Below are 25097 nucleotides of genomic sequence, written 5' to 3' on the forward strand. Positions count from 1 at the left end.
AACGCCGATAGTAGTTGGGGGATCGCCCCCTGCGAGGGTAGGACGTTGCCGTGCACTTATTCCGGCATAGCTCAGTTGGTAGAGCACCTGACTGTTAATCAGGTTGTCGACGGTTCGAGCCCGCCTGCCGGAGTTTATGATGGAGAGTTGTCCGAGTTGGCCGAAGGAGCATGATTGGAAATCATGTAAACGGGTATTAACCTGTTTCAAGGGTTCGAATCCCTTACTCTCCGTTAGCAAAACGACCCGTTGGTCAAGTGGTTAAGACACCGCCCTTTCACGGCGGTAACATGGGTTCAAATCCCGTACGGGTCATGTTGGAGGATTAGCTCAGTTGGGAGAGCGTCTGCCTTACAAGCAGAGGGTCACAGGTTCGAGCCCTGTATCCTCCATACACATTTCGGTCCTATGGTGTAGGGGTTTATCACGCCTGCCTGTCACGCAGGAGATCGCCGGTTCAAATCCGGCTAGGACCGTTGTATTATATTTTTGATGGCTCGGTAGCTCAGTCGGTAGAGCAATGGATTGAAGCTCCATGTGTCGGCAGTTCGATTCTGTCCCGCGCCACCATGGAAGGGTAGCGAAGTCTGGCTAAACGCGGCGGACTGTAAATCCGCTCCTTCGGGTTCGGTGGTTCGAATCCACTCCCTTCCATTTTTATTATAATAGGGGTATAGTTTAAAGGTAGAACTACGGTCTCCAAAACCGTCAGTGTGGGTTCAATTCCTACTACCCCTGCCATTGATGGCGATAGTGGCGAAGTGGTTAACGCACCGGATTGTGGCTCCGGCACGCGTGGGTTCGATTCCCACCTATCGCCCTTAGTATTGGGTTATAGCCAAGCGGTAAGGCAAGGGACTTTGACTCCCTCATGCGCTGGTTCGAATCCAGCTAACCCAGTAGTGAGGATTTGTTCCTTTAGTATGGCGGTATAGCCAAGTGGTAAGGCAGAGGTCTGCAAAACCTTTATCACCGGTTCAAATCCGGTTACCGCCTTTAGTTGCTTTGAGGCGCTAACTAAACTAACTAAGTTATTTTATGCCGGTGTGGCGGAATTGGCAGACGCGCTGGACTCAAAATCCAGTGCCCGTTGAGGGCGTATCGGTTCGACCCCGATCACCGGTATTACTAATTATTCGATATATTTAAGCACTAACACATTTTGTGTTAGTGTTTTTTTATATTTTAAGTAAGGAAATGTTATCTTTTATAACTTTAAATAGATATTAAGCATGTTTTATAAATATATTGGTACTTATTTTTATTAATACCATGTTATCGTTAATTAAGATAGACGTAATTTATAATGTGATGTTATAATTTATGACATTAGCAATAGGAGGGATAGAGATGAATGGTTCAAACATGACTTTTTTAATTGTTTCTAGTGTTCTTGTTTTTTTTATGACACCTGGATTAGCTTTTTTTTATGGAGGATTAGTCTCGAGAAAAAATGTTGTTAATACAATGTTGTCAGTTTTCTTTATTTGTGGAATTGCGGTCTTACTATATGCAGCTGTTGGTTATGAATTATCTTTCAATGGAGATATAGGCGGAATAATTGGAAAAGTTAATCATTTTTTCCTAAGTGGTTTAGATCTTACCAAAATGCAATCAAAAGAATTAGGAATCAGTGTGGGTGGTTATTTGATTTTCCAAATGATGTTTGCAATTATCACACCTGCATTATTTGTCGGAGCAATTGTTGGTCGAATGCGTTTTAATTTTTTATTAGTTTTTATTGTCTTATGGTCAATTATTATTTACTATCCAATGGTGCATATTGTATGGAGTCCAACAGGTCTGCTTGCCTCTTTGGGTGTTTTAGATTTTGCAGGGGGGACAGTTGTACATATAAATGCGGGGATAACCGCACTTATGCTTTCAATTTTTGTTGGTAAAAGATTGAATTTTGGTAAGAGGCTAAAAGTTGAACATTATAATATGCCTTGGGTACTGCTGGGTACAGCTATTCTATGGATTGGTTGGTATGGCTTTAATGCTGGGTCTGCTTTGGGGATGAATGAAATTGCAATTCAAGCCTTTTTAACGACAACTATTGCAACAGGAGCAGCTATGATTACTTGGATGGTTGTAGATATGATCGTTGTTAAAAAGCCGACTTTAGAAGGTGTTTGTACCGGAACAATTTGCGGCCTAGTTGGAATAACGCCAGCAGCAGGTTTTGTAACGACAGTTGGAGCTTTTGGGATTGGTTTTCTAAGTGCTTTGGCTAGTTACGGGTTTATCACTTACATCAAACCCAAACTAAAATATGACGATCCGTTAGATGCTTTTGGGTGTCATGGCGTTTCAGGAATAGTTGGTTCAATTCTAACAGGGGCTTTTGCCAGTAAAGCAGCTAATAGTGCGATAACTGAAAATGGTTTATTCTATGGTGGGGGGTGGCACCAATTATTTATTCAGATTATTGGAACCTTCTTTACTATCGCTTTCGTAGTAGTAATTGTAGCAATAATTGTTATAATAATGAAAAGATTTATTAAGATTAGAGTCAATGAAGATGAAGAAATTGAAGGATTGGATAAAGGTGAGCATGGGGAATATGCTGATTATACGATAGCGGCGCAAACAAGTGATATTGAAAAGTATCGAAAAGAGTTTCAAGGTCAATTAGCGCGTTTTAATAAACCCAAGGAATGATTGAGGATCTCTAGTTAATACACATAAAAAAAAGAGTGTGAATAAGTGAACTGCCTTACAAAACTTGATTTACATGTCCAAGTTTTGTAAGGCAGTACAAAGTCGGAAAAATTTGAGTAATTCGAAGTTAGACGGAGAATTTTGACTTATGGAATACGTTTATACGGAACAAAAGAGGAGCTGTGCCAAAAGTTAACTTTTGGTACAGCTCCTTTTTAGGTAAGTATAAATTATTTGTGATATTTACAATGTTAAGTTAGTAAAACTTATTTAAAAGACTTAATGAATTTACTAATATCGGCAGCACCAAACTTCTGAAGTTGATATAATAAAATGTTAGCACAAGCTAAGCTATCGTCTAGTGCATTATGGTGATTGTGCAACTGAATCTTTAATTGGTCACAGACGGTGTTTAGTTTATGGTTTTCAAAATTCTTAAAATAAGAACGGCTAGTTTTTAGTGTATCTAAGACAAGAAATGTTGGATTAACGATATCGTAAGAAGATAACGTATTTTTTAAAACACTACAGTCGAAAGTCGCATTATGTGCAACGATTAATTTGTTGGGCGCGAATAAGGGTGAAATATGTGGCCAGAGTTCTGCAAAGGTTGGCGCGTTTGCCACATCTTCAGGCGTTATACCGTGAATCTGGATATTTCGACGTTTAAAAGGGGCTTGCGGATTTATTAACGAATAAAACTCATCCACTATTCGATTTTGACGTACAACAGTTAAGGCAATGGAACAGGCACTATTTCTTTTATAATTAGCAGTTTCGAAATCTAATGAAACAAAGTCCATAATTGACCTCCTTATAAAGCAGCTTCCAAAAGAATAGGACAGTGATCTGAACCGTAAATATGTGTTAAAATAGCAGCAGTTACTATTTTATCTTGCAGTATATTTGAAGTAATAAAATAATCTATCCGCCACCCAGCATTATTATCGCGAGCATGGAAACGGTAACTCCACCAAGAATAGATCCCAGTTTCATCAGGATGAAGATAACGAAATGAGTCTGTAAAACCGGCAGCTAAGAGAGTTGACATCTTTTGGCGTTCTTCGGCTGAAAAGCCCGCATTGTGCTGGTTTGTTCTCCAGTTCTTCAAATCAATTTTTTTATGGGCGACGTTTAAGTCACCACATAAAATAACGGGCTTTTGACTATCTAAAGCCTGAAGATATGCTAGAAAGGCTGTCTCCCATTCTAATCTGAAGGAAAGCCGTTTTAATTTAGTTTGTGAATTGGGTGTGTAACAAGTTACTAAGAAAAAAGTGGGGTACTCAAGTGTAATGACGCGACCTTCATGGTCCAATGTTTCGTTGTTGATACCGTATATTGCTCGTATTGCAGGTACTTTAGCAAAAATCGCTGTTCCTGAATAACCTTTTTTATCGGCATAATTCCAATATTGCACATAACCAGGTAGGTTAAGATTAACTTGACCTTCTTGCAACTTGGTTTCCTGAAGGCAGAAAAAGTCTGCATCTTGCTCAGCAAAAACAGACATAAAATCTTTTTTTAGAATAGCACGCAAACCATTAACATTCCATGAAATAAACTTCATTTATCTTTAACACCCTTCATAAATCGTCTAGAATTAATTTTAACAGCTGTAATAAAGAAAAACTAGTTGTAACTTTCGTTTATAAAATATTTAATGATTACTTTTTGATTGTGAGGACCTTGTAAAATGAATCAGGCAGATAAAAACTTTTATAATTTATTTGAAGAAAGTAAAATTCTTATCAATGAACCTTTATCAAAATATACCAATACTAAGACTGGCGGACAGGCAGATTTACTGGCTTTCCCTAGGAAGACTTCTGAGCTGAAACAGATGATAGTTGAGGCTAGAAGATTAGAAATTCCGGTTACAGTTGTAGGTAATGCCAGCAATCTAATCGTGCGGGATGGCGGAATCAGAGGGCTGGTACTGATTTTGATTGAATTAAATCAAATCAGAGTTGCGGGTGACCAAGTTACTGCACAAGCAGGGGCATCACTTATCGATACAACGGAGGCTGCATACAAAGCTGGATTGTCTGGGTTAGAATTTGCCGCAGGGATTCCAGGTAGTGTTGGGGGAGCAATTTTTATGAATGCAGGGGCTTATGGTGGTGAAATAAGTGAAGTAACAGCTGCAGTCGAAGTGTTAACCCGTGCAGGTGAGATACGTCTCTATCAAAATGGCGAGTTAGATTTTGGTTATCGTCATAGTCGGATTCAAGATGAGGATGATATTGTTCTTGAAGCTATTTTTGAGCTTACAGAAGCTAAAAAGAAGAAGATTCGTGCACAAATGGATGATTTTAACTTTTTACGAGCTTCTAAACAACCTCTTGAATATCCTTCGTGTGGGAGTGTCTTTAAGCGCCCACAAGGTCATTATACTGGTAAATTGATTCACGATGCTGGGTTGCAGGGATTTAGAATCGGTGGAGCACAAGTATCACTTAAGCATGCTGGCTTTATCGTTAATATTGGGTTTGCAACGGCGACAGATTACCTAGCTGTAATTAGACATATCCAAGAAACGATTTATGCTAAGTTTCAGGTCCGCTTAGAAACGGAAGTACGAATTATAGGTGAAGATAAATAGTTAGCGAAAGAGAAGTTCCTTGTAAAGATAAGCGAACTTCTTTTTTTTACTGCTAATTTTTGTCATAATAAATAACGAGGAGGTTAGTTGGATGACAGTCGTTGAAACAGTGATTTTGTTAGTAGCGTTGGTTTTAGTATCAAATTTAGTTAATCACTATTTTAAAACGATTCCAGTCAGTTTGATTCAGATTTTTATTGGTACAACTGTGGCGCTTGTCTTTAATCTAAAAATTGATTTGAATTCTAGCTGGTTTTTGTTACTTTTTATTGCACCGCTACTATACAACGATGGACGTAAATTTCCTAAACATGAGCTATGGAAGTTAAAGGGAGCCATTATTAATAATGCGATTATTTTAGTTTTCATTACAATTCTTGTGGGCGGGTATTTAATTTACTTAGTGATACCGTCGTTGCCTTTACCAGTTAGCTTTGCCCTAGCAGCTGTCTTAGCACCAACCGATCCTGTCGCGGTGCACTCTATTTCAAAACAGGTTAAACTTCCTGATAATATTTTACATTTGGTTAGTGGTGAAAGTTTAATTAATGATGCGAGTGGTTTGATTGGTTTCAAATATGCTTTGGGAGTTGCTGTGACAGGTTATTTTTCTTTTTCACAGGCAATTGGTGACTTCTTTTACATGGCTTCAATTGGTTTGCTTGCTGGAATTATTTTAATAAACTTAGTGATTTTTATAATCGAGTGGCTCGTAGTTAAGGGCTTTAATGATGTTATTTTTAATACAGTCTTACAGGTTTCGGTACCGTTCATTGTTTACTTACTGACGGAAAAATATCTACATGCTTCGGGTGTCATTGCAGTAGTTGTCGCAGGCGTTTTCTTTTCATCCAAACGAGCAACTTTTAATAGCGTCCAACCTGAAATTAATTTAGTCAGCGAGCGGATGTGGGATATTATTGTCTACTTACTTAATGGAACTATGTTCACTATTCTGGGAGTTGAGCTCCCTGTTGCGACAATGGGAACAATAAAGAATGAACGAATTAGTACACCAAGTGCAATTTTACTGGTTTTTATAGTTTGGTTTATCTTGTTAGCAATCCGAGTTATTTGGACGTATTGTTACCAGTTGTTTGATCATGAAAAGAGTGACAAATCTTTTCGGATAAGATTTAAGATAGCGATGTTGTCTGGTTTATCAGGTGTTCGTGGTGCAATTACAATGGCAGCCGCTTTGACAATTCCGTTGCACACTCTTTCAGGTGAAGTCTTTCCAGAGCGTGCGCTAGTCTTATTTATAGCTGCGGGAGTCATTATTCTAAGTATGATAATGGCAATCGTGACTCTGCCTATGATTGCGGGACATACACTTGAATTAGAAACGCGTGGGGGAGTCGTCGGACTTGAAGAACATGATGACAGTGATGAGGATGAAGACTCATTTATGCTGAACTTAAATCAAGCTAAGTTATATATCCTAAAAAGTGCGGTTCGTAGTTTAGAAGAACAACGGCGGATGAATAATCAACTTGCAGTTTACCATTTGATTTTGGAATATCAGCATATGATCAAGAGCATTGAAAATGATGAACGTGGTGAAGACGAAACCTTAGCCGCAACAACAGATGAAATTAAGTTGCGTAAGGTTGCATTGAAGGGACAACTAATGGAATTGCAACGGTTGTTTCGGACGAACCAGATTCACAAAAAGTCTTATTTAAAATCACGCAAAAACTTGCTTAAGCAACTAAAAAATGTGGACCATATCGCACGAATCAGACAAACATGGCTTTTTCCAACTTTTGGGCAATCATTAGGGAAGATACTTCGGAGGGTTAGTCTGTGGAACGGAGTAAGACAGGATGAAACGTATGGGGTAGAAATGCGTTTTATTGAACGAACACTTGCAAAAGCAGCAATTAAATCGTTGTCAGAATATTTAAAAAATCCTGATGTTAATGAAAAAGCTTTTAATCGTGAAGTGATTTATCATTTGATAATCGGCTACCGAAATATAGTTGAGAAGCAAAAGAGTAGTGATTTTTTAGGCAAAAAAGAATATCAAGATCAGATTCATAAGTTACGGTTTAGATCGGTCAGTGCTCAACGGCTTTCATTGCAGTATTTAGTTGAGCAGGGCTACATTACCCACCAGATTGCAATAAAACTACAACAGTATATTAACCACGAGGAGAGTTTGATTTTACGCTCAAGTGGGTTGCATAATATGGATCATTAGAGATGATGATAGCAAGATTGGACCTCTTGGATATGTTGGTAGAGACTAAATAAGAGAGTGTGACATAAGTCGGGAAAATTTGAGTACTAACTCAAAATTACGAACATAGCGAGTACTTTGCTATGAGTAATTCGAAGTTAGACGGAGAATTTTGACTTATGGAACACGTTTATACGGAATAAAAGAGGAGCTGTGCCAAAACTTAACTTTTGGCACAGCTCCTTTAATTTTAGCGGATAGACTGTAAATAATTAATCAATAAACATTAGTTAATGCTTACAGATCAAGTAATAGTTGTCTTCAAAGTGAGAAAGCTTTTTATTTTGATAATCACTACAGTAAATCTTCTTTCTGACTGTTTAAAGATAGACGTGCAATGTAAATAGTTCCCCAGAGAATCATCTGAATAATGAACATAAAACCAACAAAAACAAGCATTCGTGGGCTCCACATTATTACTAACTGATGAACGACCCATTCAGGATTGAAAAAGAGGTATGCCGTGTGTAACCGTAGAAAACGACCAACGTAAACACCAACAGATGAGACGATGGTCAGGATTAGAATGAGTAATGGTTTATATATTTTTTTCGTTAAGTGGAAGCGCGCTAAGAGCGAATTAGAAATATGTTCCAAACTCCAGATCCCCATAACAGAACAGGCAATAGCACTTGAAATTAAGTTAGTGAAGTTTAGCCATAGATGAAGGTTAAATTCCATTAATCCAGTCGTATGGTTGTATGGGTCCAGCATAGCCAGATGGAAAAGATCAGTTAAGACATATGGTGCATTAGGATAAAACAATATCCAAAGAATGAAGAAAGAATAAAAGAAAGCTTTTGACCTTCGGGGGGTGATATGCATTGCCAGTTCAATTGGGATATACCCGAGAAAAGTATTCAATAAGAGAAAACTGTAGACCCCATTTTCAGAATACACAGTTGCATAGATATAACACATGAATAAAATAAAACTTATTCGTACAATCCATTGGTACTTTTTTAACATAAAAATCACCCATTTCTTTTATGATTATATTGTAACAAATTGTATCTTGCAATCCGAGCTTTAACGTTAGATTTTGCCACTATCTTAATTTTTATTGATGTCCAAAGAGAATATAAAGATATCGTGCTATACTTAGATTATAATCTTTAGGAGGTAAAATGAATGTCCGTAAACTGGGCCGAGTTAGTTTCTTGGAAAAATGCAATTAACATTTTAGATGTTCTAGTTGTTTGGTATGTAGTATATAAATTAATGATGCTTTTAAAGGGAACTAAAGCTGTTCAGCTTTTTAAAGGTGTTGTTATGATTATCATCATCAAGTTTGTAAGTTGGTATGTGGGATTAGAGACCGTCTCGTGGATAATGAATCAAGTAATAAATTGGGGAATCATTGCAATTATAGTGATTTTTCAGCCAGAAATTAGACGTGGTTTGGAACATTTAGGCCGTGGCTCACTTTTTTTTCATAATAAAAAGCAAAATGAAGATGGAAAAAAGATGATTGCTGCATTGGATCAAGCGATCAAGTATATGTCCAAGCGGCGGATAGGTGCTTTGATTACTATTCAGATGAATACTGGTTTGGAAGATTATATTGAAACTGGTATTCGTCTTGGAGCTGATATCACAGGGGCATTGCTGATTAACATCTTCATTCCTAACACACCATTACATGATGGTGCAGTTATTATTAAGAACAATAAAATTGCTGTTGCGGCTGCTTACCTACCGTTATCTGAGAGTAATTTGATTCCTAAGGCTCTTGGAACGCGACATCGAGCAGCAGTGGGAATCAGTGAAGTGACAGACGCATTAACGATTGTTGTTTCTGAGGAAACTGGGGGTGTAACGATTACCAAGAATAATGAACTCCTACGTGATTTAACACGTGAAGACTATATGAAATTATTAGAAAAAGAGTTAATTATTACACCAGAACCAGGTAAAAATAATCGTTTTGTAGCACTCTTTGAAGAAATATTCAAAGGGGGGAAAAGGGGATGAATCTTAATAAACTATTGGATAACCGTATTGTCTACCAAGTTTTAGCTCTGGGCTTTGCTATTTTGTTGTTTGCTTATGTAAATTCTGATAAATTAAATACGACGCGTAATGATTCAAATAATTCAGATACGACGATGATGTCTTCAGATAGAAGTGAGACCTTAAGTGTTGATCTAAAGCTAAACGTAGATAGTAATAAATATTTTGTTACAGGATATCCTTCGAAAGTTAAGGTTAAGCTGAGCGGACCAGGAGCACTGGTAACAACAACTGCTAATACACGAAACTTTAGCGTATATGCAGATCTTTCTAAGTTAAAACCGGGCACACACACGGTTAGGCTAGAACAATCTGGGATTAACAAAGATTTAAGTTATGAACTTAAACCACAATCGATCAAGGTCACGATCAGCCAGCGGGAAACAGCGAACTTTCCAGTTCAGTTCAAATACGATACAAACAACTTGGCAAGTAATTATGATGTTGGGAAACCATCGGCTGATCAGCAGGTTGCAAGTGTAACGGGTGCTAAGAAAGATATCGATAATATTGCTGAAGTTATAGCAGCTGTCGACATTCCTCAAGGGACCAAGCAAACAATTACCCGACAGGTTTTGTTGCAAGCTGTCGATAATAGCGGTAAAATTCTCAACGTAGTCATAACACCACAGACTGTTAGAGTCAGATTACCTGTTCATAGTGCAAGTACAACAAAGAAAGTGACGCTTAACCTAGTTTCTAGTGGTGAAGGTGTTAGTGGGAAAAGGTATAGATTTTCAAGTGATACTAAGGAAGTTACTCTTCAAGGGACTAAGGTGGCTTTAGCCAAAATAGATAAACTTGATGTCCCAGTCTCAGTCGAAGGGGTCGATAATTCGACAGATAAGACTGTAACGCTAGAGAGTTCCGTAAGTGGAATAACTAGAATTACACCTAAGTCGGTCAAAGTCCATATTGATGTTACTGAGACTGAGAGTAGCGATTCCAATACGGCATCTGCTAGTGAAACAAGTACGGCATCGACTTCAAAAAGTGAGACTGTTATTTCTGACAGTTCAAGCCAAAAAGCGAGTAGTACGAGTCAAAGTTTATCCAGTACTTCAGATAGTACAAGTGATAGCAGTTCAAGCAGTTCAGAGACAACAAGTACTTCAAGTAGTGTAAGTAGCCATGCTGAAGAATAAACTAGTAAAAATGTATTAGAAATGAGGATTAGATAATGAAATATTTTGGAACTGATGGAGTTAGAGGAGTAGCAAATGAGGGTCTCAGTCCGGAACTCGCTTTTAAACTTGGGCGTTGTGGTGGGTATGTTTTAACAGAACATGCTAAAGATAGTGCTAAGCCACCGCGGGTTTTGGTGGCACGTGATACGCGAATTTCAGGACAGATGCTAGAACAAGCGTTGATTGCTGGGCTCTTGTCAGTAGGAATAGAGGTCTTTTCACTCGGAGTTGTCACTACTCCAGGAGTTGCTTATTTAATTCGTGTACAAGATGCTGATGCAGGGGTGATGATCTCTGCTTCACATAATCCTGTTCAAGATAATGGAATAAAATTCTTTGGTGGCGATGGTTACAAGCTATCGGATGAAAAAGAAGAAGAGATAGAACAGTTATTGGAAAGTGACAAAGATTCACTACCTCGTCCTTCAGCACAAGGCCTTGGGGTGTTAAATGGTTATCACGAGGGGATACTTAAATATACACAGTTTCTGGAACAAACTATCCCTGATGATTTAGAGGGGCTTCATATTGCAGTCGATGGTGCAAACGGTGCGACAAGTGGAATCGTAGCGCGGCTATTTGCTGATTTAGGTGCTGAATTTGACACGATGGCGATTAGTCCAGATGGGCTCAATATTAATAAAGAGGTCGGATCAACACATCCTGAAGGACTCTCACGTTTTGTGGTTGAGAAAGGAGCCCAGTTAGGTGTGGCTTTTGATGGAGATGGAGATAGGTGTATCGCTGTCGATGAGTTAGGAAATATTATTGATGGTGATAAGATAATGTTTATCTGCGGTAAGTATTTAAGCCAACGTGGGCGCTTGAAGAAAGATACGATCGTTACGACTGTTATGAGTAATATTGGACTTTACAAAGCGATGGAAGCAAGCGAACTCAAGTCGGTTAAAACACGAGTTGGAGATCGTTATGTTGTTGAAGAAATGAGAAAAAATGGTTATAACGTTGGTGGGGAACAATCTGGGCATGTTGTCTTTTTGGACTTTAACACAACTGGTGATGGGATGCTAACTGCTTTACAACTGATGAATGTTGTTAAGCAGACTGGGAAGAAACTCTCAGAATTGGCGGCTGAAGTAACAACATATCCACAAGAACTTGTTAACGTGGAGGTCAAAGACAAAAAGGCGGCTGCAGAAAACGAAGCAATCCAAGCAGCAATTAAAAATGTTGAAGCTAAAATGGGAACTGAAGGACGTGTTTTGGTTCGGCCGAGTGGGACAGAGAATCTTTTACGTGTAATGGCTGAAGCTCCAACAAAAGAACAGGTTCACGAGTATGTTATGGAAATAGTTAAGGTCGTTGAAGAAGAACTTGGAACAAAATAGCTATCAGTAAGTCATACAATAGTTATTGAATCATAAATCATCACATAGTGGCGGAAGCCAGGTCAAGAAATTTTTTGACCTGGTTTTTTTATGTGGGACTAGAAATAAAAGTTAATGATTAAAGAAACGAATAAGGAAATTTACGATCCGGAAAATAATATAAAGACTAAAGAAAACGAGAAGAAAGAAAGTGATTCCGAAGATGAAAGGAAGATACCAGTAAGATGTTTGTAATAATAAAAAAATAGTATCAATATTTTGCATAGTTGCTTGGTAGTGGCTGATAAACATAAAAAGAGGCATTAAAATACAAATAATAACACTCAAGAGAAAGCTTAAAATAAACTGTTTACTGTTAATCATTATAGTTAACCTCATTCCTTTATACTAACTTCATTATAGAGGAATTAAGGTTTAATTTAAATTAAAAGAAAAGTATTTCAATGATTGACAGCGCTAACTGAAAGCGTTATTATTAGTTGGTAAGGTAATTATCTTTTACCTTTTAATCAATTCTCTTTCTCTCTTATGCTAGAAAGTATTATGAGTAATTCCCATAATACTTTCTTTTTTTTGCTGAATTGACATGTGAAAGCGAAACTCTTTATACTGAGTAGTGTTGAAAAGGAGCGATTAATGTGGCTAAAAGCAATGAAAGATTAGATTTAATTGAAGAAATTGAACGAAATGATGGAACGCGTTATTTTGAGATATCAAATATGGTTCAAAATGGTCGGGCTGAATTAGCAGTTCAACGAGGTTTCATTAAGGGAGTTAGGATTTTACAATTAAACATCCCACGTTCAAGTAGTGTTATTGGATATGAAAAATATATAAATGAAAATTTTGAAATGCCGGCAGAAGATTTTGATCACTTTGAGGAATGGGAAAAAACAGATGAAACGGTACAGATGGTAAAGCAAATTTTACGTGAAAACCATATTGCTTAGTAAAAATAGATCAGGTATAAGTTGCCTAAAGGCGGAGAGGCACTTAGAGATTATTTTTAGAATATAATAGTAAGAAGACTGACTTAAAAGTTAACTTTTAAGTCAGTCTTCTTTGTCTGTTAGGTTACCGTTAAACAAGCTCTATTGAAAATAATATGTATGAAAATTATCTTTACAAAACCGTTACAAAAAAACGTATTTATTCTTTACAAACAAATATTAAAATACACATGTAGTAAGGAAAGGGAGAAATTAAATGAAAAATCTAACAAAAATTGCAGCATTAATTTTTGCAAGTTCAGCATTACTTGTGGGGTGTGGAAAATCAGCCTCAAATAATAGCGCTAACTCTTCTTCTGAAACATCTGGAAAAATAACGGTTGTTGGGTCAACGGCATTACAGCCATTAGTTGAAAAGGCGGCTGAAAATTATCAAGCGGATAATCCTAAAGTTAGTATTACTGTTCAAGGTGGTGGTTCGGGAACCGGTTTAAGCCAAGTACAATCAGGAGCAGTGACGATCGGTAATTCTGATATTTTTGCAGAACAGCAAAAGGGAATTAAAGCTTCTAAGTTAGTTGATCATAAAGTAGCTGTTGTAGGAATGGCACCTGTTGTTAATAAAGAGGCAGGCGTTAAAAATGTCACCATGAGTCAATTGCGTGATATCTTTACAGGTAAGATTACTAACTGGAAGGAAGTTGGCGGTAAGGATGAGAGCATCGTTCTAATCAACCGTCCAGAAGGAAGTGGAACCAGAGCTACTTTTGAAGCGGCTGTAATGAACGGGCAATCAGCTAAAAAGGCACAGGAACAAGATTCCAACGGAACAGTTCAAAAAATGGTTGCACAAACACCTGGTGCAGTAAGTTACTTAGCTTTCTCCTATGTTAAACCTTCGATTCAAGAATTATCGATTGATGGTGTAAAGCCGACTGATGAAAATGTTACTAACAACAAATGGAAAATCTGGTCTTACGAACATATGTATACCAAGGGTCAGCCAAATAAGGTAACAAAAAAATTCTTAAAATATATGACTTCTGATAAAGTTCAAAAAGGATTGGTCAAAGATCTTGGTTACATTTCAATTCATCAGATGAATGTTCAAAAAGATGCTAATAACAAAGTTACTTCAAAATAAGGTAGTAATAATATTTAAGCAGCACAGCTAGCGTTACAAAAGAAATTAAGAGTTCAGTCATAATAAAGTTTGATTAGCTTTAGAGTAACTTTCTGTTTAAGCTGAAGGGGACTTATTAAATATCGCTGGGAGTAACCTAATGGCTTAAGAGCTGTTGGGTATACTCCCAAGTTTTGATAGAAAGGTGTTTTTTTATGGATCCTATTAAGGAAAAAATCCAAAGCAGTTCAAGAGAAACACGGCAAGATTTTATTGGTAAACTTATTACTTATACGTGTATTGGGCTGATTGTTTTAGTCGTGTTGTCAATTTTTGTATTTGTCGCTTCGAAGGGCTTAGCAACCTTTTTTGTGAATAAAGCTAATTTTTGGGATTTCCTGACAGGGAAGAATTGGAACCCCTCGATGTTAGATGCCAAGGGAAAGCCAATGTTGGGTGCTTTACCAATGATAACTGGCTCATTTGGTGTCACTATTCTGGCGGCACTATTTGCAACCCCATTCGCGATTGGAACAGCCTTATACATGACAGAGATTTCTTCTAAAAAAGGTGAGCGAATTTTGCAAAGTGTTATTGAACTGCTAGTGGGTATTCCTTCAGTTGTTTATGGCTTTATCGGCTTATCTGTGATTGTTCCATTAGTGAGAAATCATATTGGCGGTTCAGGGTACGGGATATTATCAGGTTCTTTTGTATTGTTTGTAATGGTTTTACCAACAGTTACTTCAATGACGGTTGATAGTTTAAGAGCAGTCCCACGTTTTTATAAAGAAGCATCTTTAGCTTTAGGTGCAACTAAGTGGCAGACGATCTATAAGGTTATTTTGCGGTCTTCAACATCTGGGATCTTAACAGCAATTATTTTTGGAATGGCACGGGCCTTTGGGGAGGCATTGGCTGTTCAGATGGTAATTGGGAATGCTGCTGTTATGCCGACTAGTTTACTATCTTCAGCGTCAACCTTAACCAGTGTCCTAACGATGGGAATTGGAAATACAGTTATGGGGACAGTAGCTAACAATGCGTTGTGGTCACTCGCGCTGATTTTATTATTGATGTCCTTATTCTTTAATATTGTAGTTCGGTTGATCGGTCGAAAGGGGAGAATGTAGGATGAAAACAAAAATACAAAATAAGATTGCGATTAATATTATTCGTATAATCGCTGGACTAGTTGTTATTATCTTACTTTTCTTACTGGGAGATATTTTAATTGCTGGTGTTCCACATATTTCATGGCATTTCTTAACCGCAGCATCACAATCCTTTGAGAGTGGTGGAGGAATAGGTGTCCAATTATTTAACTCTATTTATTTATTAATTCTCACGTTAATTATTTCATTTCCGATTTCTTTAGGAGCAGGGATTTTCTTATCTGAATATGCACCTAAAAATATTGTAACCTCTATTGTCCGGATGGCGATCGAAGTCTTAAGTTCATTACCCTCGGTTGTAGTGGGTTTATTCGGTTTTTTGCTCTTTGTCGTTCAATTACAAATGGGTTTTTCCATTTTATCTGGTGCGATCGCACTGACATTCTTTAATTTACCGTTATTGACACGAAATATCGAAGAATCTTTACGAGCAGTACCGAATCTTCAACGGGAAGCGGGAATGTCACTAGGGTTGTCAAAATGGCGAACCGTAACTAGGATTGTTTTGCCCGAAGCTCTTCCGGGGATTGTTACAGGAGTTGTTTTAGGCGCAGGTCGTGTTTTTGGAGAAGCAGCTGCTTTAATCTATACAGCAGGTCAGAGCGCAACTAACATTAATTTTGGAAATTGGAATCCGTTTAATGCCGCAAGCCCATTGAATTTAATGCGTCCAGCAGAAACGTTAGCCGTGCACATCTGGAAAATTAATTCTGAAGGTGTGATGCCAGATGCTAGTGCTGTTTCAGCAGGAGCGTCTGCTGTTTTAATTATTGTTGTGCTATTATTCAATATTTTCGCGCGTATTATCGGTAATAGTTTATACCGTAAATTAACAGCAACAAAGTAGGGGGATAACTGATGGGCATGCAAAAGTATGATTTTAATGACAAAAATATCTTACGATTTAACCAAGATAAGCATCAACTAGCAATAACGACACAGAATCTACAAGTTTACTATGGAGAAAAGCATGCGCTGGTCGATGGTGATCTTGAATTTGAACGCTATAAAATAACTTCGTTGATAGGTGCATCTGGCTCAGGTAAGTCGACTTATTTGCGTTCATTGAATAGAATGAATGATAATGTAGCTAAGGTTGAAGGTAATATTTGGTATCGTGGATTAGACGTCAATTCTTCCAAGATCAATGTGTACGAGATGCGTAAGCATATTGGGATGGTTTTTCAGCGGCCTAATCCCTTTTCAAAGTCGATCAAGTCTAACATAACCTTTGCACTCCGAGAACAAGGCTTGAAGAATAAGCAGAAACTTGATGAAATTGTTGAAATGAGTCTGAAAGATGCGGCTTTGTGGGATGAGGTCAAAGATGATTTAAATAAAAGTGCTTGGTCATTATCTGGCGGGCAGCAGCAGCGGCTTTGTATTGCACGTACTATTGCCATGAAACCCGATATTTTGCTATTAGACGAGCCAGCTAGTGCGTTAGACCCGATTTCAACAAGTAAAATTGAAGAAACTTTGGTAGAATTAAAAAAACGTTATACTATTATAATTGTAACGCATAATATGCAGCAAGCCTCACGAATAAGTGACTATACAGCCTTCTTTCATATGGGTCATGTTTTAGAATATGGAAAGACTAAAAATGTCTTTACAACACCGCAAATTAATGCAACCAACGATTATATTTCTGGAAATTTTGGTTAGCAGGAGGAGCAAAAAAATGGATGATTTTATTACGACAAATGATGTACATCTCTATTATGGAAAAAAAGAAGCCTTAAAGGGGATCAATCTTTCGTTTCCAGCAAAAGGGATCAATGCATTGATTGGCCCCTCTGGCTGTGGCAAGTCAACCTACTTACGTGTATTGAATAGAATGAATGATTTAATCCCACAAGTAACAATGACTGGCAGTGTCAAAATTAATGGAATAGATGTCTATAGTCCTAAAACAGATACTGTTGACCTACGTAAAAAAGTTGGAATGGTTTTTCAACAACCTAATCCTTTTCCATTCTCAATCTATGAAAATGTAACCTATGGCTTACGAATTGCTGGTATCAAAGATAAACAGCTTCTGGATGAAAGAGTTGAGCGCAGTCTGAAACAAGCAGCTGTTTGGGATGAAGTTAAGGATGATTTGCATAGAAGTGCGTTATCATTGTCGGGCGGGCAGCAACAGCGAGTGTGTATTGCACGGGTCTTGGCTGTTCAGCCAGATGTGATTTTACTGGATGAACCTACAAGTGCGTTGGATCCAGTTTCAAGCGGATTAATTGAAGATATGCTGCTGACAATTCGTGATAGATACACAATTATTATTGTGACGCATAATTTGCAGCAGGCATCACGGATTTCAGATAGAACAGCTTTTTTCTTGAATGGTGAATTAATTGAAGCCGGAAAGACGAAGAGTTTGTTTTTAAACCCACAGCGTCAAGAAACAGATGACTATATTAGTGGCCGGTTTGGATAATAGGAGAGTGATTTCATGCGTAAAATTCTAGAAAAACAACTTAAAAACTTACATGAAGATTTTGCTAAAATGGGATTTGATGTTGCATCTGCAATTCAACAGGCAACAAATGCATTTGAAAACAATGATGAAGATCTTGCGCAAAAGGTAATCGATAATGATCAAAATATCAATGAACAAGAAATTTATTTAGAGAGAAAGGCAGCTCAGGTGATGGCCTTGCAGCAGCCGGTGGCAAGTGATCTGAGAATTCTAGTAACAATTTTAAAGGCAAGTTCTGATTTAGAGCGAATTGGTGATCATGCCGTCAGTGTTGCCCGTGCAGGATTGCGAATCAAAAAAGAGAAAAAGAATAAAATAATTGAAGAAGTAATTGGAGATATGAGTCGACATGCCTATGGGATGTTGAAACAAATAATCCATGCCTATGTTGAAAATGATGAGCACTTAGCACGTGATGTTGCTATTTCTGATCGAAAAACCGATGAATATTTAAAGAAAATTCGTAAAGAAGCTTTTAGGGCAATGCAAAATGACTCAGAGTTTATCAGCTCAGGAACGGAGTATATTGTAGCAGCAAGTCATATTGAGCGGATCGGTGATTACGTTACCAATGTCGCAGAGTGGATTGTGTACACTAACACAGGTCGGATTATCGAACTAGGATAAGTAGCTGTCGCGACAGCGATTTTTTAATCTTTTTATTAGCTAAATTAGAAATCAACAAGAAAACATTGTGCGCGAGGTTGTTGGCCTCAGCGCATTTTTTGTATTGAATTAATTAAAAAGATGTGATATTTTTAGTTAAATGAGACTCGTTCTCAACTAATATGAAAGTGATGTGAAAAATGGAATCTTTGGCTAAAGTTCGCAGTAAAGGACAATACATTATCGTTGACATCTTAGGGGAATATCGATTAGCAAGAAGACTGGCAGAAATGGGAGTTGCGCCCAATGGAGTGCTGACTGTCATTACTGTTTCAAGCGATGAAAGTGGTATGGTGATTTACCTGCGTGGTCAAAGACTGGCAGTAAGTTATGCTATGGCTCAAAATATTATGGTGAAGGGAGTGGATGAAAATGATAGTAAAGAGCTGGTTTCATTGTCACACATGGAGGTTGGAAAGACTGGTACGATTAATAAAATTCTTGGAGATAAAAAGCTACGTAAAAGATTAATGGATATGGGGCTTACCAAGAATACGGTTATTAAGGTCTATCAAGTAGCTCCTTTGGGAGATCCAATCGAGCTGATAGTTCGGAATTATAAGTTAAGTATTAGAAAAAATGAAGCTGATTTTATCTTAGTCAGCGAAGTGGAGGTAATGGAATGACAGTGATCGCACTTGCAGGAAATCCCAATAGTGGCAAAACAACTCTTTTCAATCGTTTAACCGGGTCTAACCAATATGTTGGTAACTGGCCAGGAGTAACTGTTGAGCGTAAAGAAGGTAAACTAAAAAGTGACAAAACGATCACAGTGCAAGACCTTCCAGGGGTCTATTCCCTTTCTCCGTATACATCTGAAGAAGTAGTTACACGGAAATATTTACTGGATGAAACACCGGATTTAGCTGTTGCAACGGTTGATGCAACTAATATCGAACGAAATCTTTACTTAACATTACAATTAATGGAGACGGGAGTTCCATTAGTTTTAGCATTGAATATGACGGATATTTTAAAGAAAAATGGACGTAAAGTCAATATAAAGAAACTTTCTTACATGCTTTCAATTCCGGTAGTGGGAATCAGTGCCTTAAAGAATGCAAATATTGATAAATTAGAAAGTGAAGTTAAGCATGCATTAAATAAAAAAGAAAAGTACCCGTTGCCAGAATATGATGAACGACTTGAATCTGCATTAAAGATGATCGAGAGTAATATTGTAGGGCTTGTTCCAGAAGATAGTACCCGCTGGTATGCAATTAAGTTTTTTGAACGTGATGAACGTGTGTGGGATGAAGTAAAACTTGATGCTACCCGTAAAAAAGATATTGAACATATTATTGAAACTGCTGAAAAGGTTTTTGAAGATAATAGCGATAGTGTTATCGTTAATGCTAGATATGAATATATTGCTCGGATTATTGAGATGTGTGTCATCGATGAAAAAGATTTCTCAATGAGTATGAGTGATAAAATTGATGAGGTTGTAACTAATCGGTGGTTGGCGCTACCGATTTTTGTTGGTGTTATGTGGGTCGTATATTATCTGTCTATTCAAACGATTGGTTCAATGGGAACCGACTGGATTAATGATGTTTTGTTTGGCGAATGGATACCTAACTTCACAGATAGTTTGCTTAAAAGTTGGGATGTTGCACCTTGGATGAATGGGTTAATTGTGGATGGTATTATAGGCGGAGTTGGGGCTGTTCTAGGCTTTGTTCCGCAGATAATGATGCTTTTTCTTTGTTTGGGTATTTTGGAGGATTGCGGGTATATGGCGCGGATCGCCTTTGTGATGGACCGGATCTTTCATCGTTTCAATCTTTCGGGTAAGTCTTTTATTCCTATGCTGATTTCAACTGGGTGCGGAGTTCCTGGAGTTATGTCGACTAGAACGATTGAGAATGATAAGGATCGGCGGATGACGATTATGCTAACGACCTTTATGCCATGTTCGGCTAAATTAGTTATTATTGCGATGATTACCGGTACTTTCTTCCGCGGTCAAAGCTGGGTTGCACCATCAGCTTATTTTCTGAGTATCCTAGCAGTTGTGTTCTCAGGGGTCTTTTTGAAAAAAACACGGTTATTTGCAGGACCACCGCTGCCATTCGTAATGGAATTACCGGCTTATCACTTCCCAAAAGCTGGTAACGTTTTGCGTCAGGTTGCGAGTCGAGCAAGAAGCTTTATTCAAAAAGCAGGGACGATTATCTTTGCTTCATGTGTTTTGATTTGGTTTTTGATGAGCTTTAACTTCAGATTACAAATGACGAGTCAAAATCAAAGTATGTTGCGCTATTTAGGTGAATTCGTCGCTCCCTTATTTGCCCCTTTAGGTTTTGGTGATTGGCATGCAGCTGTTGCTGTAATTGCAGGATTGATTGCCAAGGAAAACTGTGTAGGTACTTTACGAATATCATTTGGAGGTGCTAATTTTGCACAAGCTTTACATAGTACGTATAGTGCAATGGGAGCATATGCTTTCTTAGCTTTTAACTTGCTGTGTGCTCCATGTTTTGCAGCAATTGGAACGATGTATAAGGAATATGGGGATATTAGGTGGACTTTATATGCACTAGGTTATCAGACTGGTTTAGCTTACTTTGTTTCGATGTTGATTTATCAAGGTTCTCAGATAGTACAACTGCGTATCAATTTTGAAAGTGTATTTCTTAGTCTAGTCGTAGTTGCTATGATCGTGTATGCTTTATTTATCAAGAAGGATGAAAATGATAAATTATACAGTGTTGAAAAAGTACCAGTAGGGGGGAAGATATAATGCTAGCGACCACTATTTTGAGTATTATTATTTTTGGCTGTTTTTGTTATGTTATCTATAATAGGTTTATTAAACGGCATGGAGCTGATAGCTGTCATAATTGTGACGATATTGGCTGCCCATTAGTTGACCCTGCAAAAGTTAATCGAAAAAAAACTCGGAGTAAATGATAAATCGTTTTTATAAAAGTAATTTAGTATGTGGTACTGGTTTTTATAGAGTTTACTTTAGTGAAAAAACTTGCAAATATTAATGCGTTTTGCTTGGAAACTGTGTTAGAATATAAACGTACTCAAATGAGTAATATATTTTAGGAGGCTGTTTTATGTCAATCGTAAACGGTAACGAAATCTTTGCTGCTGCTCGCAAAGGTCATTATGCAGTTGGGGCATTCAATATTAATAATTTGGAATGGACTCGTTCTATTCTTGCTGCTGCTCAAGAAACTAACACACCAATTTTAGTTCAAACTTCAATGGGTGCTGGTAAGTATATGGGTGGTTATGAATTATGCCTTAACTTAGTTCAACAAACAGTTAAATCAATGGGAATCACAGTTCCAGTAGTTATGCATCTCGATCATGGTAACTACGAAGCTGCTAAGGAATGTATCGAAGTTGGATATACATCTGTTATGTTCGATGGTCATGATTTACCATTTGAAGAAAACTTAGAAAAGACAAAGGAAATTGTTGCATTAGCTCATGCTAAGAACATTTCTGTTGAAGCTGAAGTTGGTTCAATCGGTGGTGAAGAAGACGGAATCATCGGTGAAGGTGAATTAGCTGATGTTGAAGAAGCTAAGAAGATCGCTGCAACAGGCGTTGATTATTTAGCATGTGGTATTGGTAATATCCATGGTAAGTACCCAGCAAACTGGACAGGACTTCACTTCGATCGTTTGAAGGAACTTGCAGATGAAATCTCAACACCACTCGTATTACATGGTGGTTCAGGTATTCCTAAGGATCAAATCCAAAAGGCTATCTCAATGGGTGTTTCGAAGGTTAATGTTAATACTGAATGTCAATTAGCATTTGCTGATGCAACTCGTAAATATATTGAAGCTGGTAAGGATCTTGAAGGTAAGGGTTATGATCCTCGTAAATTGCTTGCACCTGGTGCAAAAGCAATTACAGATATCGTTAGAGAACGTATTGACTGGTTCGGTACACCATCAGTTAAATAATAGTTTTCTCGTTAAGAGATTAACTTACTAGTTCTTATAAATAAAGCAGTATAGTAGAGGTCAGTAATGATTTCTTACTATACTGCTTTATTAGTTTATAAAAAATAAAATTAGTTAGCTAAAGTGGTATTGTAATACTAGCTTTGAAGCTAGGTAAAAAAATAAATTCTTATTCAGCACTCTATTTATCAAGAATAAGCGTGTTCCATAAGTCAAAATTCTTCGGCTAGTTTCGAATTATTTATAACAAAATAATCGCTATGTTCGTAATTTCAAGTTAGTACTCAAATTATCCTGATTTTTTATCACGTTTTCAGTGGTGGAAACAAATTGCTTTTTATATATCATAATGATATCATTGTGATATATAAATTAGCGACAGGAGGAATTTAGTATGTTTAACGGAAATAGATGGTCAGGAGGGAGACAACTTTATTGGGGAATAATAATCTTCTTACTCTTCTTTTTTTTAACAATGTTTTTCTATGATGAAACGATTTTATTTAAAATAATAGTTAATTTAGTCATGGCTCTAGTTGCGTTAGCAATTACTGTCAGGGCAACCGGTTCGCTTAGAGGTATTCACGTCAAAATAACCTTTAGTTGCTGTATAATTGGTTGGGGATTATTAGCAATATGCTCGATAATTGTTATGGTGGTTTTAAGCAACTTACCGATAACTATTGGACAAGTCTTTAGGTCCAATCATTTTTTACTAGATACAACGGCTGCTCTAGCCGCTGCTATCCTAGAGGAGTCACTCTGCCGTGGGTTATTTTTAATAGGTTTTTTGAAAATTGGAGTATATAGAGGTTCTTCGTGTAACTTAACGAGGTCTGCCGTTTATTCCTCTTTTTTATTTGGAATATTACATATGATGAATATGCTTGCTGGTCATCCAACAATTGTTTTACAACAAATTTTTTATGCATTTGCTATGGGAGTCTTCTTAGCCGCTTTGTACATTACAACTAATAATTTATTTTGGCCGATTTTAGTGCACTTTATTTTAGATTGGGGACCGTTAGTTACATCTTCTGATAATGAAGTTAGCTCGTGGGGGATAATACTAGCAGTTTTTCTTCCTATTCTCATAATAAATGTTATTTATTTAATTTGTATTGATCGTCAATTAGCTGCAAAAGTTCTATGAGATAGATATAAAGGATTTATTTATCGATCATTTTTAGGTATAAGAAACACCCCTTAAAGTTTAATAGAGTGGTTTAAAAAGTACTTTGCAGAATATGACGTTTAGGTCAGTAACGTGCAAAGTATTTTTTACTTTTTTAACAAGTTTAATCTGTATCTTTTTCAGTATGTTGCAACTCAATTAATTTCTGACCAATAATTTTATAGATTACGGAATGAACAGAAAATTGCTCTGTTAATAAAATTAATTTATCATTCCGATTAAAACTGAAGGTTGAGTTATCTGCATTGACTTGCTTGAGGGTGGCATTAAAAAGATCTGCAAAATAACTGTAGGCCTGTTCAATAGTATTGTCTTTTAGAGATTGTTTGATGCCATCGCGAATTGTTTCAAGCGGATAGATTGACTTTAATAAACTGATAACAACTAGTTCAGCTAAATTAGAAGTTGTATATTTTTTTTTAGTGGGACGTACCATTAACCCTTTTTTTACGTAACTATTTATCATAGAAGGTGTTATCTCGCTTGCCAATAAAGGAGAGAGATACCGGTTCCCAAGGTTGACTAACTGATCCATGTAGAGTTCAAGATCGGGGAACTCGTTCCATAGTGGAAGCCTAAACTGGCTGAATTCTTCTAACCATAATTTGAATTGTCCATCATTCATTATAAGATCCTCACTCAGATATTTTTTATTGATATTAATTAAACACATATTATACTAGTCTATTATAACATATTAGTCGAGTATGAATATGTTAGTAATTTGTGATATCGAATTTAGCCCTTCGTCACCTAGACTTTAAAACTATATCATGTTGATTGTTAAGACACGATGTATTAGAATAGAGATATCGAATGGGGAAGGGCTTGAGAAAATGATGTTAAATAAGAAGGAACGGTTATTAAATGAAATATGGAGCGGGATAACACATGGAGTAGGACTAGCACTTAGCATCGCAGCTCTTGTTTTATTATTAATAAAGGCTGTTGCTAGCACGCAAACACTTTACTTAACAGCTTTTATCATTTATGGTGTTTCATTAATTGTTTTGTATGCAGCATCAATGTTTTTTCACTGCTTGTATTTTACTAGGGCACAAAAAATCTTTCGAATATTAGATCACTGTAGTATCTTTATGCTGATTGCTGGAACTTATACACCATACTGTCTGCTTGCAATAGGTGGAATCAAAGGGATGCTGTTATTGGGGTTAATCTGGTTCTTAACAATTAGCGGTATTTTATTTCATCTTTTTTCACATGGTAAACTACAAAAGATTGAGACCATAATCTATGTTATTATGGGTTGGCTTTGTTTACTAGGAATAAAGGACTTACTATCATCTTTAGGCTGGAATGGTTTTATGCTCTTATTAGCTGGTGGAATAATGTTTACGCTAGGCGCACTGGTTTACAGTATTAAAGGGGTTAAATATGCGCATGTCTATTGGCATCTTTTTGTAATGTTAGGTTCAGCAGCGATGTTTTTCTCGATTTACTTTTATATCTAGTTTTTTTGAGTAACGCTTTGTACCGTATAATGGGTATAT

23 protein-coding genes and 12 tRNA genes are annotated in these 25097 nt (G+C 37.1%); 30 read left to right on the forward strand and 5 right to left on the reverse strand.

Annotated features, from left to right (window positions below; all coding sequences use genetic code 11):
- Positions 1 to 60: 60 nt before the first annotated feature.
- The 13 genes from FC81_RS02200 (at position 61) to FC81_RS02260 (ending at position 2664) form a co-directional block, all read left to right on the forward strand.
- Positions 61 to 133 (forward strand) — tRNA-Asn (locus FC81_RS02200).
- Positions 134 to 141: 8 nt separating this feature from the next.
- Positions 142 to 233, forward strand: a tRNA-Ser gene (locus tag FC81_RS02205).
- Positions 234 to 243: 10 nt separating this feature from the next.
- A tRNA-Glu gene (locus FC81_RS02210) sits at positions 244 to 315 on the forward strand.
- Between the two features lie 4 nt (positions 316 to 319).
- Positions 320 to 392 (forward strand) — tRNA-Val (locus tag FC81_RS02215).
- Positions 393 to 402: 10 nt separating this feature from the next.
- Positions 403 to 476 (forward strand) — tRNA-Asp (locus FC81_RS02220).
- Positions 477 to 494: 18 nt separating this feature from the next.
- Positions 495 to 570 (forward strand) — tRNA-Phe (locus FC81_RS02225).
- A gap of 1 nt (position 571) precedes the next feature.
- Positions 572 to 654: transfer RNA gene (locus FC81_RS02230), tRNA-Tyr, on the forward strand.
- 13 nt (positions 655 to 667) lie between these two features.
- Positions 668 to 741, forward strand: a tRNA-Trp gene (locus tag FC81_RS02235).
- 6 nt (positions 742 to 747) lie between these two features.
- Positions 748 to 820 (forward strand) — tRNA-His (locus FC81_RS02240).
- A gap of 8 nt (positions 821 to 828) precedes the next feature.
- Positions 829 to 900: transfer RNA gene (locus FC81_RS02245), tRNA-Gln, on the forward strand.
- 25 nt (positions 901 to 925) lie between these two features.
- A tRNA-Cys gene (locus FC81_RS02250) sits at positions 926 to 996 on the forward strand.
- A 44-nt stretch (positions 997 to 1040) separates the two neighbouring features.
- A tRNA-Leu gene (locus tag FC81_RS02255) sits at positions 1041 to 1125 on the forward strand.
- Between the two features lie 225 nt (positions 1126 to 1350).
- Positions 1351 to 2664, forward strand: coding sequence for an ammonium transporter (locus FC81_RS02260; protein ID WP_057742630.1), 1314 nt, complete (start codon positions 1351 to 1353; stop codon positions 2662 to 2664).
- Positions 2665 to 2930: 266 nt separating this feature from the next.
- On the opposite strand, the gene FC81_RS02265 is transcribed toward FC81_RS02260, so the two are convergent.
- Both FC81_RS02265 and FC81_RS02270 read right to left on the reverse strand, forming a co-directional pair.
- The gene (locus FC81_RS02265) at positions 2931 to 3467 is read right to left on the reverse strand and encodes a 3'-5' exonuclease (RefSeq protein WP_057742632.1); all 537 of its coding nucleotides are present in this window, start codon (positions 3465 to 3467) and stop codon (positions 2931 to 2933) included.
- 11 nt (positions 3468 to 3478) lie between these two features.
- Positions 3479 to 4234 carry an exodeoxyribonuclease III gene (locus FC81_RS02270; RefSeq protein WP_057742633.1) on the reverse strand — a complete coding sequence of 252 codons (756 nt, stop codon included), beginning with the start codon at positions 4232 to 4234 and terminating at the stop codon, positions 3479 to 3481.
- A gap of 126 nt (positions 4235 to 4360) precedes the next feature.
- Here FC81_RS02270 and murB point away from each other — a divergent pair, with 126 nt between their 5' ends.
- Positions 4361 to 5269 carry a UDP-N-acetylmuramate dehydrogenase gene (gene murB / locus FC81_RS02275; protein ID WP_057742635.1) on the forward strand — a complete coding sequence of 303 codons (909 nt, stop codon included), beginning with the start codon at positions 4361 to 4363 and terminating at the stop codon, positions 5267 to 5269.
- 91 nt (positions 5270 to 5360) lie between these two features.
- Positions 5361 to 7472, forward strand: a complete 2112-nt coding sequence (locus FC81_RS02280) for a cation:proton antiporter (protein WP_057742637.1) — start codon at positions 5361 to 5363, stop codon at positions 7470 to 7472.
- 333 nt (positions 7473 to 7805) lie between these two features.
- On the opposite strand, the gene FC81_RS02285 is transcribed toward FC81_RS02280, so the two are convergent.
- Complete coding sequence (locus tag FC81_RS02285; RefSeq protein WP_057742639.1) at positions 7806 to 8480, reverse strand: DUF1361 domain-containing protein; 675 nt, start codon at positions 8478 to 8480, stop codon at positions 7806 to 7808.
- A 162-nt stretch (positions 8481 to 8642) separates the two neighbouring features.
- Here FC81_RS02285 and cdaA point away from each other — a divergent pair, with 162 nt between their 5' ends.
- Genes cdaA through glmM form a run of 3 tightly spaced genes read left to right on the forward strand, consistent with a single transcriptional unit; the run spans position 8643 to position 12060 of the window.
- A complete protein-coding gene (gene cdaA, locus FC81_RS02290; RefSeq protein ID WP_057742641.1) occupies positions 8643 to 9485 on the forward strand; it encodes a diadenylate cyclase CdaA in 843 nt (280 codons plus the stop codon).
- On the forward strand, positions 9482 to 10669 hold the full coding sequence (locus FC81_RS02295) for a CdaR family protein (RefSeq protein WP_057742643.1): 1188 nt from the start codon (positions 9482 to 9484) through the stop codon (positions 10667 to 10669). Before cdaA ends, FC81_RS02295 begins: the two co-directional genes overlap by 4 nt.
- A 35-nt stretch (positions 10670 to 10704) precedes the next feature.
- Positions 10705 to 12060, forward strand: coding sequence for a phosphoglucosamine mutase (gene glmM / locus FC81_RS02300; protein WP_057742644.1), 1356 nt, complete (start codon positions 10705 to 10707; stop codon positions 12058 to 12060).
- Between the two features lie 111 nt (positions 12061 to 12171).
- On the opposite strand, the gene FC81_RS02305 is transcribed toward glmM, so the two are convergent.
- On the reverse strand, positions 12172 to 12423 hold the full coding sequence (locus tag FC81_RS02305) for a hypothetical protein (protein WP_057742646.1): 252 nt from the start codon (positions 12421 to 12423) through the stop codon (positions 12172 to 12174).
- Positions 12424 to 12698: 275 nt separating this feature from the next.
- Here FC81_RS02305 and FC81_RS02310 point away from each other — a divergent pair, with 275 nt between their 5' ends.
- From FC81_RS02310 to FC81_RS02360, 11 genes are all read left to right on the forward strand, one after another.
- Complete coding sequence (locus tag FC81_RS02310; protein WP_057742647.1) at positions 12699 to 13010, forward strand: hypothetical protein; 312 nt, start codon at positions 12699 to 12701, stop codon at positions 13008 to 13010.
- A 256-nt stretch (positions 13011 to 13266) separates the two neighbouring features.
- Positions 13267 to 14154 carry a phosphate ABC transporter substrate-binding protein gene (locus FC81_RS02315; RefSeq protein WP_057742649.1) on the forward strand — a complete coding sequence of 296 codons (888 nt, stop codon included), beginning with the start codon at positions 13267 to 13269 and terminating at the stop codon, positions 14152 to 14154.
- Between the two features lie 194 nt (positions 14155 to 14348).
- On the forward strand, positions 14349 to 15266 hold the full coding sequence (pstC, locus tag FC81_RS02320; protein ID WP_057742650.1) for a phosphate ABC transporter permease subunit PstC: 918 nt from the start codon (positions 14349 to 14351) through the stop codon (positions 15264 to 15266).
- A 1-nt stretch (position 15267) separates the two neighbouring features.
- Positions 15268 to 16155 carry a phosphate ABC transporter permease PstA gene (pstA, locus tag FC81_RS02325; RefSeq protein ID WP_057742652.1) on the forward strand — a complete coding sequence of 296 codons (888 nt, stop codon included), beginning with the start codon at positions 15268 to 15270 and terminating at the stop codon, positions 16153 to 16155.
- A gap of 11 nt (positions 16156 to 16166) precedes the next feature.
- Positions 16167 to 16976 (forward strand): phosphate ABC transporter ATP-binding protein PstB, encoded by an 810-nt coding sequence (pstB, locus tag FC81_RS02330; protein WP_057742654.1) that lies wholly within the window; start codon positions 16167 to 16169, stop codon positions 16974 to 16976.
- A 16-nt stretch (positions 16977 to 16992) separates the two neighbouring features.
- Entirely contained in the window at positions 16993 to 17748 is a 756-nt protein-coding gene (gene pstB / locus FC81_RS02335) for a phosphate ABC transporter ATP-binding protein PstB (RefSeq protein WP_057742655.1), read from the forward strand.
- 15 nt (positions 17749 to 17763) lie between these two features.
- Positions 17764 to 18417 (forward strand): phosphate signaling complex protein PhoU, encoded by a 654-nt coding sequence (gene phoU, locus FC81_RS02340; protein ID WP_057742657.1) that lies wholly within the window; start codon positions 17764 to 17766, stop codon positions 18415 to 18417.
- A 179-nt stretch (positions 18418 to 18596) separates the two neighbouring features.
- Entirely contained in the window at positions 18597 to 19082 is a 486-nt protein-coding gene (locus tag FC81_RS02345; RefSeq protein ID WP_057742658.1) for a FeoA family protein, read from the forward strand.
- On the forward strand, positions 19079 to 21202 hold the full coding sequence (feoB, locus tag FC81_RS02350; protein WP_057742660.1) for a ferrous iron transport protein B: 2124 nt from the start codon (positions 19079 to 19081) through the stop codon (positions 21200 to 21202). Before FC81_RS02345 ends, feoB begins: the two co-directional genes overlap by 4 nt.
- A gap of 325 nt (positions 21203 to 21527) precedes the next feature.
- A complete protein-coding gene (locus FC81_RS02355; RefSeq protein WP_057742662.1) occupies positions 21528 to 22391 on the forward strand; it encodes a class II fructose-bisphosphate aldolase in 864 nt (287 codons plus the stop codon).
- A 394-nt stretch (positions 22392 to 22785) separates the two neighbouring features.
- Positions 22786 to 23544, forward strand: a complete 759-nt coding sequence (locus tag FC81_RS02360) for a CPBP family intramembrane glutamic endopeptidase (protein WP_057742664.1) — start codon at positions 22786 to 22788, stop codon at positions 23542 to 23544.
- A gap of 145 nt (positions 23545 to 23689) precedes the next feature.
- On the opposite strand, the gene FC81_RS02365 is transcribed toward FC81_RS02360, so the two are convergent.
- Positions 23690 to 24211: a DUF1836 domain-containing protein gene (locus FC81_RS02365; RefSeq protein ID WP_057742666.1), complete on the reverse strand. Its 522-nt coding sequence runs from the start codon at positions 24209 to 24211 to the stop codon at positions 23690 to 23692.
- Positions 24212 to 24425: 214 nt separating this feature from the next.
- Between FC81_RS02365 and trhA the strand changes: the two genes are divergently transcribed.
- Positions 24426 to 25058, forward strand: a complete 633-nt coding sequence (gene trhA / locus FC81_RS02370; protein ID WP_083478720.1) for a PAQR family membrane homeostasis protein TrhA — start codon at positions 24426 to 24428, stop codon at positions 25056 to 25058.
- Positions 25059 to 25097 lie beyond the last annotated feature (39 nt).

The organism is Liquorilactobacillus capillatus DSM 19910, from assembly GCF_001434915.1.
Taxonomy (GTDB): Bacteria; Bacillota; Bacilli; order Lactobacillales; family Lactobacillaceae; genus Liquorilactobacillus; species Liquorilactobacillus capillatus.

What these genes read in the sequence shown, in the direction of transcription:
- FC81_RS02315 (WP_057742649.1), top strand. Translation starts at nt 13,267, where the DNA reads ATGAAAAATCTAACAAAAATTGCAGCATTAATTTTTGCAAGTTCAGCA.
- FC81_RS02285 (WP_057742639.1), bottom strand. Translation starts at nt 8,480, where the DNA reads ATGTTAAAAAAGTACCAATGGATTGTACGAATAAGTTTTATTTTATTC.
- pstB (WP_057742654.1), top strand. Translation starts at nt 16,167, where the DNA reads ATGGGCATGCAAAAGTATGATTTTAATGACAAAAATATCTTACGATTT.
- FC81_RS02360 (WP_057742664.1), top strand. Translation starts at nt 22,786, where the DNA reads ATGTTTAACGGAAATAGATGGTCAGGAGGGAGACAACTTTATTGGGGA.
- FC81_RS02355 (WP_057742662.1), top strand. Translation starts at nt 21,528, where the DNA reads ATGTCAATCGTAAACGGTAACGAAATCTTTGCTGCTGCTCGCAAAGGT.
- pstA (WP_057742652.1), top strand. Translation starts at nt 15,268, where the DNA reads ATGAAAACAAAAATACAAAATAAGATTGCGATTAATATTATTCGTATA.
- FC81_RS02280 (WP_057742637.1), top strand. Translation starts at nt 5,361, where the DNA reads ATGACAGTCGTTGAAACAGTGATTTTGTTAGTAGCGTTGGTTTTAGTA.
- phoU (WP_057742657.1), top strand. Translation starts at nt 17,764, where the DNA reads ATGCGTAAAATTCTAGAAAAACAACTTAAAAACTTACATGAAGATTTT.
- cdaA (WP_057742641.1), top strand. Translation starts at nt 8,643, where the DNA reads ATGTCCGTAAACTGGGCCGAGTTAGTTTCTTGGAAAAATGCAATTAAC.
- murB (WP_057742635.1), top strand. Translation starts at nt 4,361, where the DNA reads ATGAATCAGGCAGATAAAAACTTTTATAATTTATTTGAAGAAAGTAAA.
- glmM (WP_057742644.1), top strand. Translation starts at nt 10,705, where the DNA reads ATGAAATATTTTGGAACTGATGGAGTTAGAGGAGTAGCAAATGAGGGT.
- feoB (WP_057742660.1), top strand. Translation starts at nt 19,079, where the DNA reads ATGACAGTGATCGCACTTGCAGGAAATCCCAATAGTGGCAAAACAACT.
- FC81_RS02260 (WP_057742630.1), top strand. Translation starts at nt 1,351, where the DNA reads ATGAATGGTTCAAACATGACTTTTTTAATTGTTTCTAGTGTTCTTGTT.
- trhA (WP_083478720.1), top strand. Translation starts at nt 24,426, where the DNA reads ATGTTAAATAAGAAGGAACGGTTATTAAATGAAATATGGAGCGGGATA.
- pstB (WP_057742655.1), top strand. Translation starts at nt 16,993, where the DNA reads ATGGATGATTTTATTACGACAAATGATGTACATCTCTATTATGGAAAA.
- pstC (WP_057742650.1), top strand. Translation starts at nt 14,349, where the DNA reads ATGGATCCTATTAAGGAAAAAATCCAAAGCAGTTCAAGAGAAACACGG.
- FC81_RS02365 (WP_057742666.1), bottom strand. Translation starts at nt 24,211, where the DNA reads ATGAATGATGGACAATTCAAATTATGGTTAGAAGAATTCAGCCAGTTT.
- FC81_RS02345 (WP_057742658.1), top strand. Translation starts at nt 18,597, where the DNA reads ATGGAATCTTTGGCTAAAGTTCGCAGTAAAGGACAATACATTATCGTT.
- FC81_RS02265 (WP_057742632.1), bottom strand. Translation starts at nt 3,467, where the DNA reads ATGGACTTTGTTTCATTAGATTTCGAAACTGCTAATTATAAAAGAAAT.
- FC81_RS02305 (WP_057742646.1), bottom strand. Translation starts at nt 12,423, where the DNA reads ATGATTAACAGTAAACAGTTTATTTTAAGCTTTCTCTTGAGTGTTATT.
- FC81_RS02270 (WP_057742633.1), bottom strand. Translation starts at nt 4,234, where the DNA reads ATGAAGTTTATTTCATGGAATGTTAATGGTTTGCGTGCTATTCTAAAA.
- FC81_RS02295 (WP_057742643.1), top strand. Translation starts at nt 9,482, where the DNA reads ATGAATCTTAATAAACTATTGGATAACCGTATTGTCTACCAAGTTTTA.